This window comes from Halioglobus japonicus, from assembly GCF_001983995.1.
GTDB lineage: Bacteria > Pseudomonadota > Gammaproteobacteria > Pseudomonadales > Halieaceae > Halioglobus > Halioglobus japonicus.
This window is the reverse complement of the sequence record NZ_CP019450.1, coordinates 3,780,387-3,795,459: the sequence shown is the minus strand read 5'-3', so window position 1 is coordinate 3,795,459 and position 15,073 is coordinate 3,780,387. Positions and strand designations below refer to the sequence as shown.

Sequence of the window (15,073 nt, the reverse complement as noted above, 5' to 3'; positions counted from 1 at the left end):
CAAAATGGGTCTGTATGCAATGACCGGCGGCGCCACCGGTATAGGTGGTGAACTGAGAAAACAGCTGCTGGAACGTGGCCATGAAGTTATCTCTGTGGACATCAAAGAGGGCGATATTATTGCTGACCTCTCAAACCGCGAGGGGCGCGAGGCAGCCATTGCCGGCATCAGGGAGCGGGCGCCTGAGGGACTCGACGGATTCATTCCCTGCGCAGGCCTGCCGCCAGTGGCGCGCCCACTGGGATTGATTCCTGCCGTGAACTACTTCGCTGTCGTAGAAATGGCAGAAGGTTTGCGCGATCTGGTGGGGCAGCGCCGGGGCAGTATGCTGCTGGTGGCGTCGAATTCAGCGCCTATGGTTCCTAAGGACGACCCCTACGTCGAGCTCTGTTTGGCGGGTGACGAAGCCGCCACAATCGAAGATATCTCCGGCAAAGATGGCCACACCGCTTATGCGGGTTCCAAGCGCGCGGTAACCGCCTGGATGCGTCGCAATGTGGTGGACTATGCCAAGGCCGGTGTGCGGCTGAATGCGGTGGCTCCCGGGATTACCATGACCCCGCTGACCGAGCAGGTGTATGCCGATGAGGAATTGGGGCAGGCGATGCGCGACTTTGGTGACATGGTGCCCTGGGGCGGCACTGCCCAGCCGGACCAGATCGCCAACGTGATGCGGTTCCTGCTGTCTGAAGAGGCGGACTTTGTCTGTGGGTCGGTTTATTTTATCGATGGCGGCTCAGATGCCATGCTGCGCCCCGACGATTTCTAGTCGAGCTGGCTGCGCACTGCGCCGGCAATCTCTTCGCTGAGTTGCCACAGCAATTCGCTGTACGCCCCGGGAAGTTGCGGGGCCAGGTCAGCCTGTCCATCCAGACCCGTGGTCAGTTGGGTCAGTCTCCGTTCCATTGATTCGCCGCTGGCGGGTCGATAAACCAGCCACTCTGCCACCAGGCTCGCTGTTCCGGGGCGTGCGTCGAGGCTGTGGATATGCAGCTTGATGCCAAATTCCGGCAAGCGCTTGGAGTGATAGGGGAAGGTCTGGACACTGTTGGTCTCGAGCAGGCCGGCCAGATTCAGGCTAACCACTCTGCCAATGCCGCCCTCCAGTGGCTCCGCCCAGCGCTGCACGCTATCGATCTCAATCTGGTTTCCCCCGGTGCTGTAGACCAGTTGTTCCCTGCGCAGATAGGCCGGGACTTCGACGGGCCCCACGCCGATTGACGGAGAGCTGTTGGCGGGGATACTGTTCACCTTGGTCTGCAGCAGGTAGTGATTGCTGGGTGTGCTGCTACAGGCAGCCAGTAACAGTATGCCGCAGGCCAGTGCAAATACTCTCATGATTAGTCTCCTTGCCTGCCGCGGAGCAGGGCCTCGGGTTGTTCCTCCAACGTGCGGCCCAGCTGTTGCAGCGCGCGCCCGGCCTGTGAGAGATCACGCAGAGCCCGGTTGAGTTCGTAAACAGTAGCGGAATCCTGGTCCAGCAGTGATTCCAGTTCTGAGACGCCGCTCTCGAATGTGCCTATGGCCTTCTCGAGTTGAGCGAGATTCCCTTTTACCAGCGCCGCTAGCTCAGGTAGCTCCTGGTTGGCGGTGTTGACCGTAGTGTTGGCGCCGTCCAATAGTTGATCCAGGCGCGGACCGCTGCTGTCTATCTGTGCCGACAAGCGTTCGCTGAGATCGGTGAGTGATGCCAGCGTGCTCTGGGCTTGGGCTGGGAGCCCCTGAAAGCCCTCGCTGGTAACGAAGTGGTTGAGGCCTGAAGCCACAGCTTCCAGATCGCCGGCGACGCGCGCAAAATCAATGGTTTCGAGCTTGCGTTGCAGCCGCTCCAGTTCGGTGGGAATCGTCGGTATCTGCAGGTAGGGCGAATCCACATCGGCGAGCTTGATCTCGCTGTTGGGGTGGAAATCCAGCTGAACATAGAGAAGCCCGGTCAGCAGGCTCTGGGTGTTGAGCTGGGCGCGCAGCCCGCGAGAAATCAGTTCCTCGGTGAGGGATTCGGTGCTGGTGCCACTGCGGCGCACGTTCTCGCCGCGAATCTCGGCTTCAACGAGCATGATCAGGTCGACGGTTTCCGTGTCCAGGATGAGTTCGATATCGGTGACCTGGCCCACCTGAACGCCGCGCAGGGCGATGGGGGCGCCGAGTGTCAGTCCTTTCACGGAGCCTTCAAATACCATGACGACCTTGCTGCGTTCGCTGCCGAAACCGGTTCCGAGGACGAAAATAATCATCGTCACCGCGATCAGCAGGGCGCCGGTTACAAACGCCCCGATGGCTACCGTGTGGGGTTTTTCACTCATGGCTTACTCGCTTCTGGCTTTTCATGCTCAGTGCTCATCTTTTTCTGCTCAACTCACCGCGGCCTGCTCTGAATCACTCGCGCTTTCCCGGGCCAGGAATTGTCGCACGACCGGCTGGTCGCTGTGATCACGCAATTCACGGGGATCGCCGTAGGCAATCATGGTTTTGCTTTGTGCATCCAGGTACACCGAGTTTGTGGCAATGCCAAAAATACTCGGCAATTCATGTGTCACCATGACCACTGTTGCGCCGATGGATTCCTGCAATTGTACGATCAGCTCGTCCAATAGCCGGGAGCTGATTGGGTCCAGTCCTGCGGAGGGTTCGTCAAAAAACAATATCTCGGGGTCCAGGGCTATGGCGCGGGCCAGGGCAGCGCGTTTACGCATGCCACCACTGATCTCCGAGGGATAGTACTCCTGATAACCCGCGAGCCCGACGAGGGCGAGCTTATAGGCCACAATGTCGGCGATATCGTCCGCGGCAAAGTCTGTGTAGAGCTGCAGCGGCAGCGCGACGTTGCCACCCACGGTCATAGCACTGAACAAGCCTCCGGACTGGTAGGTAATGCCCCAGCGGCGGCGCATGGCCTCGCGGTGGTCAGCGGTGGCGTTCACGAAGCTGTCACCGGAATAAAGTATGTCCCCGGAGGCGGGAGGCAGCAGCCCCAACATGTGTTTTAGCAGGGTGCTTTTACCGCAACCACTGCCGCCCATGATGACGAAAATGTCGCCGCGGTGAATGTCGAAGTTCAAGTCGCGCTGAATCAGCAATGATCCGTAGGCCATGGTCAGGCCGCGAACGGCGATATGGGTATCCATCAGATACCCACCTGCTGGCAAATGATATTAATCGCCGCATCAGCCACGATCAGATAAACGATAGACGTGACGACGGCCTCGGTGGCGGCCTGGCCGACTGCGGCAGAGCTGCGGCCGCTGTTAATGCCAGCGCGACAGCCAGCGGCCGCGATCAGAATGGCGAACACCACGCTTTTGCACATGCCAACCAGGATATGGTTCATGTGCAGAGCGGTCTGGCCTTCAGCGATATACATCAGTGGTGTGATTCCCATGCCGCCGGCGACGATACCGCCGCCAATAATGCCGAGCAGATTGGCGTACACGGTCAGCAGCGGCATGATGACCACCAGAGCCAGCATGCGTGGCACAACGAGAAATTCCATGGGCGAAATTCCCATGGTGGTGATTGCGTCAATCTCTTCGTTGGTCTGCATGGTGCCCAGTTGCGCGGCATAGGCGGCGCCGGTGCGTCCCGCCATCACAATTGCCGTCATCAATACGCCCATTTCGCGGAGCATGCCGATAACCACCAGGTCGGCCACATAGATTTCCGCGCCGAACTGCTGCAGCTGCACCGCACCCAGATAGGCCAGAATCATACCGACCAGCAGGCTGGTCAGGCTGATAATGGCAAAGGCATTGGGCCCGGCCTGATAGCAAAACTGCCGGAAATCGGTGTAGCGGGTGTTGGCCCGGCCGCGGACGAGGTTGACCAGCGCGACGCTGAGTTCGCCGATAAAGGCCAGCGTTTCCCGTGTTCGCTTCCAGAATGTCCTCAGCAGCCCCGCTGGGTTCAATTGCTTCCATACGGATGTGGGGGGAGGGTCCGGGGGCGTGTGCTCGGGAACGGCAGTCGCCACGCTCAGCAGGCGCTCGACGCCCTCGGGCATGTCCCGGGTGCTGAACGCCAGTTCGGCATCGCGACATTGATTGAAACATTGCAGGAGAAACGCCATCAGGACTGAGTCCCACTGGCAAATGGCAGAGCCGTCGACGATCAGGCTCTTGCTCTGCACGAAGGGTAACTCGTCCCGGAGAATATAAAAGTCGCGGTGTGCGTTTCCCTGGGCCCAGTCGCCCGAGAGCTCCAGGATCGCCTGGTCGGGATCCTCAGTGAGAAGTTGGAAGCCAGCCGGGTTGGAGTCCATGCGGTTCGTGATCAGCCCTTTGCCATCAGTCTACTGCCAAGCTCAGCGAATACCAATGATTTACTGCTGGTAGGGCAGGGGTGGTTTGCCTGCCTGGATGGCGGCCTCGGCGCGGGCGTAGATATCAGCCACCGATTCGGTATTCCCTACTTCGTAGCGCCTTGCAATCATGGTCATTGGGAACACAAAGGTATCGGTGTTGCGATAGCGCAATGCGCGGCTGCGCCCGATCTTATCCTCGTAAATGACCCAGTGCAGATCGTGCTCTTTTGCCAACAGGTCGCCCATTACTACACCCATTGCCTGCAGTTCGCGGGTTTGTCCCGGAGCAATGAGGCGGTCGTCGATAACCCGTTGTAGTAGCTCGAGATCATTGCGTTTCACCATCTGGAAACGGCGGCCATACTCGCTTGCCACGAGATTGCCCATGAGGTCACGCTGCTGCTGGAGATACCCCAGGTCCAGTTTGGAGGGTTCGCTGATGTGCAGTTCATCCTCGTCGGCCGCCGCGATCGGTGCAGCTGTGATTAGCGCGGCCATGAACAGTGAGGCAAGGAATTTATACATAGGGACGATTCCATGGGGTTTGAGTAGCCATTCTAGGTCCCCCGCCGGCTTAGCGAAAGGGCGCTGCCGGGGCGTTGACGCGGTTGTTATTCCGCCCCCTACATGGATAATGGCCCTCTTCCCTCGGGCGAGCAGTTTCGGACGGCCCTGGATCAGTATCGGAGACAGTAAATGATTAGCGGTAGCATAGTTGCCCTGGTAACGCCCATGAATGCAGATGGTGGCGTGGACTGGGCGGCCCTGGAGCGGCTCCTGGAACTGCACATCGAGGCGGGTACAGGTGCTATTGGTGCGGTGGGAACCACCGGCGAAAGCGCTACATTGAGTGTGCCCGAACACTGTGAAGTGATTAAATTCTGTGTTGACTCTGTGGCTGGCCGCATTCCGATCATGGCTGGCACCGGTGCCAATGCCACTCGCGAGGCGATTGAACTGACACGCGCCGCTGCCGATGCCGGCGCCGATTGCTGCCTGTTGGTCACTCCTTACTACAATCGCCCCACTCAGCGAGGCCTCTATGCACACTTCAAGGCGGTAGCTGACGCTGTTGATGTGCCTCAGATTCTGTATAACGTGCCCGGTCGCACTGCTGTCGATATGGACAACGAGGTCGTTGCCGAGTTGGCGACACACCGGAATATTGTAGGCATCAAGGATGCCACGGGCGATCGGGAGCGCGGTCGTGACTTAATCGCCCGATGCGGCGATGAGATTGCCGTTTACTCTGGTGATGATCCCACTGCAATGGACCTGATGTTGGCCGGTGGTAAGGGCAACATCTCGGTTACCGCGAATGTTGCCCCCGGCAAATGGCACAGCTGTGTGCGCTGGCCATGGCGGGTGATCGCGAGGGCGCCAGTGCCATCAACGAATTGCTGACACCACTCAACAGCGCGCTGTTCCTGGAAGCCAACCCAATCCCCGTGAAATGGGCCATGGCGCAACAGGGGTTGATTGGCGAGGGCATTCGCCTGCCACTGACCGTGTTGGACGAGCAATACCACGCCGACGTTCGAGCCGCGCTGGAGGCTGCAGGAGTATAATGATTTCACTAAGCACAGCGATGCGCATTCCAGCGTCTATTGCCCTGGCGGCAGCACTGAGCGGCTGCGGCTATCTGTTTGGCGACGGGGGCATGTTCCCCGATCGTTCTCAAGACTATAAAAAAGCCGAAGAAGTCCCCGTGATCGCAGTTCCGGATGGCAAGGACTCGCGGTCGCTGCAGGAAATTTATCCAATCCCTGAAGTGGAACAGGATGTGGTACTGGCGGGCGACTTCGAGGTGCCACGCCCTACGCCACTGGTCGCGGGTAACTCCGATCAGCTGGTGCGTATTCAGCGGCTCGGTGCCGAGCAGTGGGCACTGGTCGCAGAAGCTCCTGGAGAAGTCTGGCCACAGGTGCGCAGTTTTCTGACGGGCGCGGGTATTTCGGTGGCCCGGGTGGACGCGCGTGCGGGTCTTATGGAGACCGGTTGGTTGGAGCTGGAGTCACAGCCTATTGCCAGCCGCTTCAGAATTCGCATCGACCAGGGGGTTCAGCGCGGTACCAGTGAGCTGCATGTGCTGCAGATGATCCAGGCGGGCGATGTCGATAACTGGCCCTCTACGTCGGATAACCCCGATCAGGAAACCGAAATGTTGCGCGCCCTGGCACAGTACATTGCCAACGCCGCAGGCAGCGCCCAGGTATCCATGGTGGCCAACCAGACCATTAATGCCACAGGTAAGATCGCCCTGCAGGAGACTGCAGCCGGTGAACCTTATATAGCGCTGGAACTGCCCTACGATCGTGCCTGGGCATCACTGGGCCGGGCGATTGAGAAATCGACCTTCGAGATTTCGGATCGGGATCGCAGCACCGGCGACTACTTTGCGGTATTCCTGGGTCAGGCTGCGCTTGAGGAAAGCAGCTGGTTCGATTGGCTGTGGGACTCTGACGATGATCAGCCTCACGTGGGCGAGACGTTTGTGATCAGCCTCAAGCGTGAAGACGACAACAACATGGCGATCTTCCTGCGGCCGCAAGATTCAGAGATCGCGTTCACCAAGCGTGAGCAACAGGCCATGCTCAGTTTGATCAAGGGTAATATCAACTAGGGCCTGTAGTGCGTTTTGCATCTCTCGGGTCTGGCAGCAAGGGTAATGCGACCCTGGTCCAGGCCGGTGACACACTATTGATGGTGGACTGTGGTTTCTCCGTGCGGGAAACCACTCGCCGCCTGGCCCGACTGGGCCTTGTCCCTGACGACCTCTCCGCGATTCTGGTGACTCACGAGCACAGCGATCACTGTGCGGGCGTTGCCAAGTTGTCACGCAAGTTCGACATCCCTGTATACCTTTCCCACGGCACTGCCGGCAGCGGGCGCTGTGACGGTGCCTATGAGTTGCGCTGCTTTAACAGCGAGGACTGTTTCGCCCTCGGTGACATTTCCGTGCAGACGGTGAGAGTGCCCCACGACGCAGCCGAACCCTGCCAGTACCGGTTTGATGCAGCTGGCCTCAGCCTGGGGATTCTGACCGATCTTGGCTGTATTACGCCGCATGTCGTCGAGGCTTATCGCCACTGTGGCGCGCTCGTGCTCGAGTTCAACCACGATCAAGACATGCTTCAGGCGGGCCAATATCCGCCCCAGTTGAAACGCCGGGTCGGCGGTGACTGGGGGCACTTGAACAACATGCAGGCCGCGGATTTACTCGGGCACCTGGCGCCAGCGTCCCTCAGCCACCTGGTGATTGCCCACATCAGCGAACAAAATAATGCGCGGCCGCTGGCGGAAGCCGCTCTGCAGCCGGTGGGTGAGTGTGCCCGCAATATAATCTGGGCCTGTCAGGCCGACGGCTTTGGCTGGCTGGAGGTTTAGGAGGACGGTTCCTGAGCCTGCTCGGCGGCCTCTTCGGCGGCGCGATCGCGCTTCCAGCGACGATTGCTCCACAGCCAGCTTTCGGGATCTTCGCGAATGGCTTTTTCAGCGAGCGCCACGTAGCGGTCGGTGATGACGTGGGATTCCTTGTCGTAGGGCCGCTCGGCGAGTTCATGGAACTCGATTTCATAGCGTCCCTTGCTGCGTCTATGGCACTGGGCAAAAACCACGGGAAAGCCTGTCATTTTAGCGATGGTCTCCGTACCCAGGTAAAAATTGGCTTCCTGATTCATAAAGGTCGTCCAGTACCCGCGTTCGCTGCGAATGGGCGACTGGTCGGCCACCATGACAAAGATTCTGAATTCTCTGCGGCGTCCGAGAATGTCCCGGGTGGCCTTGTCCATGGCCAGTGGGCGTGAGCCGAACTGGCTGCGAATGTCATAGATCAGCTGATCAACCTGAGCGTTGTGCAGCGGCTTGTACACGGGGTCAATGGGAATGCCCAGCTCGGCTACCGCGCCATGCAGCATCCACTCCCAGTTACCCTGGTGGATGGTGACAACAATCACGGAGCGGGTGTGGTCCTCGCTGGCCTTGCGCAAAACCTCAGGGTTGAGCACCTTCATACGATCGAGAAATTCATCCCGCTGCATCCGGCGGGCTTTGAGGATCTCCAGCGCTACCTGGGCGAGGCGGCGATAGAAACGCCTGCCGATATCCGCCCGCTCGGCTTCTGACAGCTCCGGAAATGCCCCCGCAAGATTTTCGCTGACGACTTTGCGCCGATATCTGGCCACGTGGTACAGCAGTACATAGACCAACCACGCCGTGACATACAGCAGCGGGAATGGCAGAAAGGCGATGAGGCGATAAATCATCGTTGCGGGCAGTGGCCGGGCAGTGTCAGTGTATTCAGTTGCAGCAGGGCGCCACCGCCGGGGCAGGTAAGGGAGCCGTTGCCGCGCAAGTCCAGGCTCTGCAGCGCTGGCAGGTCGTAAAGCGGGCGGGGGTCAACAATTTGATTGCTGCGTAAGTCCAGTTCAATCACCAGACTGAGTTTGTCCAGCGGTGCGACGCTGGTAATGCTGTTGTCCCGCAGGATGAGCCTGCTGAGCCCAGTGAATACTTCGATCCCGGAGAGGTCTGCAACGTCCGAATCCGAACAGTTCAGGTCGCGTAGTTGGCTGGCATGGGTGATGTTCAGGCGTTCAATCTCGTTTTGTACGCAGCTGGCCAGTGCCGGGTCCGCTATCGTGTATTCACTGAATAGCGGGCGGGGCGTGTACACCACGCGATCGTTTACCGAAAGATCGTAGCTGCCGCAGCCTGCCAGGAGCAGCAGCGCAGTCACCGTCAGAATTCTCTGGATCACTGCAGAGTTCTCCTTACAATGGGTGAGGGCCTTGGCCCGGTCACATCAGGGTTTCTATAATAACACCTGAGCACGGAGGAAAAGAGAATAGAAATGGACGAGAAAGGCAGTAATACCCATACCGATGCCGCCGCGATGTCCATCGTGCAGCGGGGTAATCTCAAAACTCTCGAGCAAACCCTGCGTAAGCAGTGGCGTCTTGGCCAGAATATTGTGTTGTGCTGGAGCGCTGACGAACGCGGTCTGCTGGTGGTCATGGTGCCCCACTACTTTCTCGGCAACTATTGTGCTGGCGATAACCATGACAACGAGGAATTTGTTCGCGAATTGATTTCCGGCAGTCGGCGGCGCAGTCGCGACGATATGTTTGCTATCTCGAAGCGTCTGGAGGTGGCGCCCATCTTTATTAAACTGAGCTCACCACTGAGTGATGGGGCCGCTGTGCTCAACGCAGTTGAACAAATGATTTGCCGCTATGGCGTCAGTTATGTTGATAGCCGTGCGGTGCTGCTGTTCGATATTGTTGAGTTTTCGCTGTTCACGCCGTTTGAACAGGCGAGCCAGCTCAACAGTCTGTCCTACTCCTTTAACTCCGCCTATAACAAGCTGGCGTCGATTGGCATTGATATTGATTTTGCCCGCACCACCACCGGTGATGGCTACTACGTCTGGAACAAAAGTCTCGGGCCGGAGGCAAATCGCGATTTGTTCTACTTCATGTTACTGGTCGTTGCCGATAACGCGGTTGCTCGCGCCGCGTCCAAAGGCAACACCGTCCCGAGAATACGCACGGCCTATCATGTGGGTGGGCACTATGAGCTCTATCAGGCTGCGGGCGTTAACCCGTCCGTATTCAGCTATATCGTCGGTGATGTCACGATTGAGCTGGCGCGTATGGTCGACACCGCAGTGGCCGAGCAGATCTTGGTCGGAGAATTTGATACGTCGATTGTCGACAGCAATCTGGGTTCCCAGAAAGTGCCGGCGCCGGCATTTGTCAGCGCTTGTAACAGAGGGCTGGCAGCACTGGCAGGCGTGCAACTTTCCGGTAAGCGCCTCAATGCCATGCGGTGCCAGCTCACTGAATATCTCGATTGCGATGCAACGCGCCAGATATTCCGCCTGCTGATTACCGATAAACACGGTCTGTCGCGGTACGCGCACAATCTTCAGGTGAGTCTCGACCTCGAGGGCAGTAGGCTTGAACTGGGTCTGGAACAAGCGCGCCTGAACAGCGCAATGACGGATACGGCGGCTCCCGAGCCGCGCCAGGAGGCTGTCGTGCCTGATTCAGCGCTGGAGCCCGCCGCGTCAGCTGAGGAATTGTTTGATGACCTGGCACAACTGCTCGCCAGGCGCAGGCAGGGTGGCGTTGGCGAGGAGTAATACGGCTGGCATTGTACCGGCGGATCCTGTCTATCTGGCCACAGCGGAAACGCTGGGAGAGCAACTGAATCTGCCAGTTCTGCCGGTGGGTACCGTGGCCCGGGATTGCATTGAGTTTGATCTGCTCCTGCATTGCGGTGACGGATTGTCCCTGCAATTGACCGGGCGGAGAGCTCCGGGGCCAGTGACAGTGGATTTTGGCGCCGCAGATATGCGTCACAGGCGCCAGTCAGGTCACAATGAGTTACTGGGGCGTGCTGTCGGGGTGGGGAAAAAATCCAGCTTGCATGTGGTCGATGCCACTGCCGGGCTGGGACGGGACAGCTTCGTGCTGGCAGACCTTGGCTGCCATGTGTTGATGTGTGAGCGCAACCCATTGATTCAGAGCCTGTTAAGTGACGGCCTGGCGCGGGCCGTTCGCGGTGACTCGTGGTTGCAGGAGGTCGCCGGACGGATGGTGCTCTGGCAGGGTGACAGTACTCTGGCGCCGCAGCGGGTAGATGATCCTCGGGATGTGATTTATCTCGATCCTATGTTTCCCGCCCGAGACAAGAGCGCAGCGGTCAAGAAAGAGATGGCGCTGTTCCAGTTTCTGCTGCAGGACGACAACCAGGATCAGGCTGGATTGCTGCACTGGGCCCTCGCCCAGGATGTGGCCAGAGTCGTCGTTAAGCGGCCGCCCAAGGCGGGCTTTCTCGATGAGCTGAAGCCCTCGCACAGTATAAAGGGCAAGGCTGTGCGCTATGATGTTCATGTGTTGCGCGCTCTGGCCTGACACCCACCCTGATCACGGGGTATGATCCTCGGCTCTTAAATAACACCTGATGGATATCGCATGCCTGATTCGAAAACTATCGCGCTGGTCACAGGCGCTTCGTCTGGCCTCGGCATAGAGTTTTGTCGCCAGTTGGCATCCCGTTGTGATGTGATTATCGCGGTAGCGCGTCGCCTGGATCGATTGGAGGCGCTGGCGGAGGAGTTGGCGGCAGAGTGCGAGGTTCACGCTGTGGCGGCGGACCTGGCGACTGTCGAGGGGGTTGCCCACACCATGGAGATGTTACGCCAGAAGGGGCCGGTCGATATTTTGGTGAACAATGCAGGTTACAGCCCCTACGGGCACTTCGCTGATTCTGCTATTGAAGAGCAGCGAGGTATGCTGGCCCTGCATTGCGATGCGACCATCACCCTGTGTCGTGCAGCGATTGGTTTTATGGCTGAGGCCGGTGGTGGCGCGATTATCAATGTGTCGTCGCTGGGCTCATTTGTGCCCGGACCGGGCCTGACCGTGTATGGGGCGACCAAAGCGTTCCTGAACTATTTCTCGCAATCGCTGGCGGCAGAGGTTGCCGATCAGGGTATCGAAGTGCAGGCGCTGTGCCCCGGGCTGGTGCGCACCGAGATCCACGACTCAATGACCGAGCAGGGCTTTGACGGTTCCCGGTTCCCCGATGAGATGTGGGCGGAGAGCGGGGAAGTCGTCGCCGCCAGTCTGGCCGCATTGGGTAGCGGCCAGTTGTTTGTGATTCCCGGTACAGGCAATGGCGATATTGCCCGTATGGGTGCTCAGGCCATGCTGACGTCAGTTGGCGGTTAACAGCCGCTCCATAATGCCTTTGTAGATGGCGGTGAGACGCGGCAGGTCCGGCGCGTTAACCTCCTCGTTGAGCTTGTGAATAGTGGCGTTAATCGGGCCCAGCTCTACCACCTGAGCTCCGGTGGGCGCGATAAACCGTCCATCGGACGTGCCGCCTGATGTCGACAACTCGGTCTCTGTACCGGTGACATCTCGAATGCTCGCCACCGCCGCCTCTACCAGGGCGCCGCTGGAGGTGAGGAAAGGCTGGCCGCTGAGATTCCAGTCAATGCTGTAGTCCAGCGCATGCGCATTCAGAATGTCTTCGGTGCGGCGACGCAATTCAGCGTCGGTCACTTCGGTTGAGAAGCGGAAGTTGAACACCACCTCTACCTCGCCGGGAATAATATTGGTGGCACCGGTGCCGCCATTGATATTGGATACCTGCATAGAGGTCGGGGGGAAGAAGTCGTTACCCTCGTCCCAGATTTCCCCGGTCAGTGCCTGTAGCGCCGGTGCCATGGAGTGAATGGGGTTGGATGCCAGGTGTGGGTAGGCGATATGCCCCTGAACGCCGTGCACCGTGAGTCGCGCATTGAGTGACCCGCGGCGGCCGTTTTTGATCACGTCGCCGAGGGAGGCCGTGCTGGAAGGTTCACCCACCAGGCACCAGTCAATCTGCTCGCCGGCATTGGTGAGATGTTCGACAACGCGCACCGTACCGTTTACGGCCGGCCCCTCTTCATCAGAGGTAATCAAGAAACCAATACGTCCGTGATGGTCGGGGTGTTCAGCGACAAATTCCTCACAGGCGACGACCATTGCCGCGAGACTGGCCTTCATATCGGCAGTGCCGCGGCCGAACAGGGTATCGCCGATCAGGGTGGGTTCGAAGGGCGGGGTATTCCACTGCTCCAGTGGACCCGTGGGGACGACGTCGGTGTGGCCGGCGAAGACCAGGATGGGGCCTGCATCGCCGCGTGTGGCCCAGAAATTTTCGACTTCGCCGAAAGGCAGTGGGGTGCAGTCGAAGCCGATGGCCGTCAATCGCTCCATCATCATCGCCTGGCAGCCGGCGTCCTCCGGGGTGACCGAAGGGCGTCGAATCAGGTCGCAACATAATTCCAGGGTCTTATCCACGTTGGTCACTCAATCAGTTGTGAGCGTGCAGCTCTTCGTTCAATTCAATGGCGGAGCGGTTGGTCAGGCATTCCACCGCGCCATTGGCGGAGTTGCGGCGGAACAGCAGATCGTTTTTACCGGCCAGGTCGCGGGCCTTAATCGTCTCAACGGTGTTGCCCTCACTGTCGAGCATAGCAACCTTGGTACCCGCGGTGACAAACAGTCCTGCCTCCACGGTGCAGCGATCGCCGAGGGGAATCCCAATGCCGGCATTGGCGCCGATCAGGCACTCCTGGCCAACGGAAAGCACAATGTTGCCACCGCCAGAGAGTGTGCCCATGGTGGAGCAGCCACCGCCAAGGTCTGAGCCTGCACCGACCTTCACGCCTGCGGAGATCCGCCCTTCGATCATGCCGGGGCCGTCGGTGCCCGCGTTAAAGTTAACAAAGCCCTCGTGCATGATCGTGGTGCCTTCGCCCAGGTGTGCACCCAGGCGCACGCGCGCGGTGTGGGCAATGCGCACGCCGCCGGGGACCACGTAATTGGTCATTTTCGGGAACTTGTCGACGCAGCTCACTTCCAGTACTTCATCGCGCAGACGCGCGGCCATCTGACGCTCGGGCAATTCCTCGAGATCGATAGCGCCCTCGCTGGTCCACGCCACATTGGGCAACACGCCAAACAGACCGGTCAGGTCGGTACCGTGGGGCTTCACCAGACGGTGAGACAGCAGGTGCAGTTTGAGATATCCCTCAGGTACGTTACCGGGGCCGTATCTTCCTTGAGCAACACTGCGGCGGCGGGGCGGCCGCTGTTGCGCATGCGATTCGCGAATGCTGCCAGCTCTGTCTCGCCGGCAGAAGTAAGCTTGTCTTCGATCTCGCGCAGTTGTTCTGGTGTCAATACAGCGCCGCTGTCACAGTGATCTGCCGCAGCCGCCAGTTCTGCCGATGGATTGAGAACCGGCTGCGGATAAAAAATTTCTAGCCACTCGCCCTTGGCGTTGAGTGTGCCGACGCCGAGGCCGAAGGCAAAGGCTGCATCTGTCATGTTGTTGTCCTGTTCTTGCCCTGTCAGAGGGTGTGGTGATTGAATATCTGGGCGTACTGATCCGCCTTGAAACCGCAGTGGTATTCGCCGCCGGTGTCCAGCAGGGGGCGTTTAACCAGTGTGGGTTCCTCGACAATCGCGCTCAGTGCGCTGTCTCGATCCATTCCCTCGCGCTGCTCGGAGCTGAGGCCCTTCCAGGTCGTGCTGCGACGATTGACCACCGTCTCCCAGCCCAGGCTGTCCAGCCAGTTGGCTACCTGATCGGCGTCAACGCCGTCGGCGCGGAAGTCGTGAAAGCGGTAATCCATGCCTTTTTCGTCGAGCCACTTGCGGGCTTTTTTTACCGTGTCGCAATTTTTGATACCGTAGAGCGTAATCACTGGCGTTCCTGTGGCTGAGTATGAAAATCAAGGGGGCGCTAGCATAGCAAAAAATCACAATAACCGAGGTGAAAAAATGGAATCGATCGACCACTCCCTGGCGCTGCCTATGCTGGGTATGCTGAGCCTGACACTGCTGGTCTGGATCTACATGTTTGTCCAGCGTGGGGGGTACATGACAGCCAACGCCATTGATATCGAAGATGTGCGCTCGCCAGACCAGGTCGCAGCGCAGATTCCGCCGGAATCCTCCTCAGCCAGCCACAACTTCAAGAACATGTTCGAGCTGCCGGTGCTGTTCTATGTGGTCTGCCTGTACCTGATGGTCCTGGGGCAGGTGGACAATATTCACGTGACCTGCGCCTGGGTATTCGTCGCGCTGCGAGCTCTGCACTCACTGATTCACTGCAGTTACAACCGGGTATTACACCGATTTTTGGCTTACTTGATCGCCAGCCTGGCCCTGTGGGCAATGGTGATGAGGGCGGTGCTCGCCGCGATGTAGC

General features: G+C 59.0%; 16 protein-coding genes and 2 pseudogenes. 8 read left to right on the top strand and 10 right to left on the bottom strand.

Going from position 1 to position 15,073, the window contains the following annotated elements:
• The first annotated feature begins 4 nt into the window (after window positions 1-4).
• The gene (locus BST95_RS17870) at window positions 5-769 is read left to right on the top strand and encodes an SDR family oxidoreductase (protein WP_084200785.1); all 765 of its coding nucleotides are present in this window, start codon (window positions 5-7) and stop codon (window positions 767-769) included.
• Here BST95_RS17870 and BST95_RS17865 read toward each other — a convergent pair.
• Genes BST95_RS17865 through BST95_RS17845 form a run of 5 tightly spaced genes read right to left on the bottom strand, consistent with a single transcriptional unit; the run spans window position 766 to window position 4,822 of the window.
• Window positions 766-1,338 (bottom strand): PqiC family protein, encoded by a 573-nt coding sequence (locus BST95_RS17865; RefSeq protein ID WP_084200784.1) that lies wholly within the window; start codon window positions 1,336-1,338, stop codon window positions 766-768. The two genes, BST95_RS17870 and BST95_RS17865, sit on opposite strands and share 4 nt — an antisense overlap.
• A 2-nt stretch (window positions 1,339-1,340) precedes the next feature.
• On the bottom strand, window positions 1,341-2,303 hold the full coding sequence (locus BST95_RS17860) for an MlaD family protein (protein ID WP_084200783.1): 963 nt from the start codon (window positions 2,301-2,303) through the stop codon (window positions 1,341-1,343).
• Window positions 2,304-2,351: 48 nt separating this feature from the next.
• Window positions 2,352-3,125, bottom strand: a complete 774-nt coding sequence (locus BST95_RS17855) for an ABC transporter ATP-binding protein (protein ID WP_169843992.1) — start codon at window positions 3,123-3,125, stop codon at window positions 2,352-2,354.
• A complete protein-coding gene (locus BST95_RS17850) occupies window positions 3,125-4,255 on the bottom strand; it encodes an MlaE family ABC transporter permease (protein ID WP_084200782.1) in 1,131 nt (376 codons plus the stop codon). Before BST95_RS17850 ends, BST95_RS17855 begins: the two co-directional genes overlap by 1 nt.
• A 60-nt stretch (window positions 4,256-4,315) precedes the next feature.
• A complete protein-coding gene (locus BST95_RS17845) occupies window positions 4,316-4,822 on the bottom strand; it encodes a DUF3806 domain-containing protein (RefSeq protein WP_229801621.1) in 507 nt (168 codons plus the stop codon).
• Between the two features lie 171 nt (window positions 4,823-4,993).
• Here BST95_RS17845 and dapA point away from each other — a divergent pair.
• The 3 genes and pseudogenes from dapA to BST95_RS17830 all read left to right on the top strand — a co-directional run bounded on the left by dapA (window position 4,994) and on the right by BST95_RS17830 (window position 7,684).
• Window positions 4,994-5,865 (top strand): annotated as a pseudogene (dapA, locus tag BST95_RS17840) (4-hydroxy-tetrahydrodipicolinate synthase).
• Window positions 5,865-6,920 carry an outer membrane protein assembly factor BamC gene (gene bamC, locus BST95_RS17835; protein WP_066050640.1) on the top strand — a complete coding sequence of 352 codons (1,056 nt, stop codon included), beginning with the start codon at window positions 5,865-5,867 and terminating at the stop codon, window positions 6,918-6,920. The pseudogene dapA and the gene bamC overlap by 1 nt, the downstream one beginning before the upstream one ends.
• 8 nt (window positions 6,921-6,928) lie before the next feature.
• Window positions 6,929-7,684, top strand: coding sequence for an MBL fold metallo-hydrolase (locus BST95_RS17830; RefSeq protein WP_084200781.1), 756 nt, complete (start codon window positions 6,929-6,931; stop codon window positions 7,682-7,684).
• Here the strand turns inward: BST95_RS17830 and BST95_RS17825 are convergent.
• Entirely contained in the window at window positions 7,681-8,562 is an 882-nt protein-coding gene (locus tag BST95_RS17825) for a lysophospholipid acyltransferase family protein (protein WP_084200780.1), read from the bottom strand. The two genes, BST95_RS17830 and BST95_RS17825, sit on opposite strands and share 4 nt — an antisense overlap.
• A complete protein-coding gene (locus BST95_RS17820; protein WP_084200779.1) occupies window positions 8,559-9,056 on the bottom strand; it encodes a leucine-rich repeat domain-containing protein in 498 nt (165 codons plus the stop codon). Before BST95_RS17820 ends, BST95_RS17825 begins: the two co-directional genes overlap by 4 nt.
• 93 nt (window positions 9,057-9,149) lie before the next feature.
• Between BST95_RS17820 and BST95_RS17815 the strand changes: the two genes are divergently transcribed.
• From BST95_RS17815 to BST95_RS17805, 3 genes are read left to right on the top strand one after another with little or no spacing between them, the layout of a single operon-like run.
• Complete coding sequence (locus BST95_RS17815; RefSeq protein WP_084200778.1) at window positions 9,150-10,442, top strand: hypothetical protein; 1,293 nt, start codon at window positions 9,150-9,152, stop codon at window positions 10,440-10,442.
• On the top strand, window positions 10,387-11,217 hold the full coding sequence (locus tag BST95_RS17810; protein ID WP_084200777.1) for a class I SAM-dependent methyltransferase: 831 nt from the start codon (window positions 10,387-10,389) through the stop codon (window positions 11,215-11,217). The genes BST95_RS17815 and BST95_RS17810 overlap by 56 nt, the downstream gene beginning before the upstream one ends.
• A gap of 60 nt (window positions 11,218-11,277) precedes the next feature.
• Entirely contained in the window at window positions 11,278-12,036 is a 759-nt protein-coding gene (locus tag BST95_RS17805) for an SDR family NAD(P)-dependent oxidoreductase (RefSeq protein WP_084200776.1), read from the top strand.
• Here the strand turns inward: BST95_RS17805 and dapE are convergent.
• The 3 genes and pseudogenes from dapE to BST95_RS17790 form a co-directional block, all read right to left on the bottom strand.
• Complete coding sequence (dapE, locus tag BST95_RS17800) at window positions 12,022-13,155, bottom strand: succinyl-diaminopimelate desuccinylase (RefSeq protein ID WP_102106173.1); 1,134 nt, start codon at window positions 13,153-13,155, stop codon at window positions 12,022-12,024. The genes BST95_RS17805 and dapE overlap by 15 nt on opposite strands.
• Window positions 13,156-13,168: 13 nt before the next feature.
• Window positions 13,169-14,187 (bottom strand): annotated as a pseudogene (gene dapD, locus BST95_RS17795) (2,3,4,5-tetrahydropyridine-2,6-dicarboxylate N-succinyltransferase).
• 23 nt (window positions 14,188-14,210) lie between these two features.
• Window positions 14,211-14,567, bottom strand: coding sequence for an ArsC family reductase (locus BST95_RS17790; RefSeq protein ID WP_084200774.1), 357 nt, complete (start codon window positions 14,565-14,567; stop codon window positions 14,211-14,213).
• A 76-nt stretch (window positions 14,568-14,643) separates the two neighbouring features.
• Between BST95_RS17790 and BST95_RS17785 the strand changes: the two genes are divergently transcribed.
• On the top strand, window positions 14,644-15,072 hold the full coding sequence (locus BST95_RS17785; RefSeq protein ID WP_084200773.1) for an MAPEG family protein: 429 nt from the start codon (window positions 14,644-14,646) through the stop codon (window positions 15,070-15,072).
• The last annotated feature ends 1 nt before the right edge of the window (window position 15,073 follow it).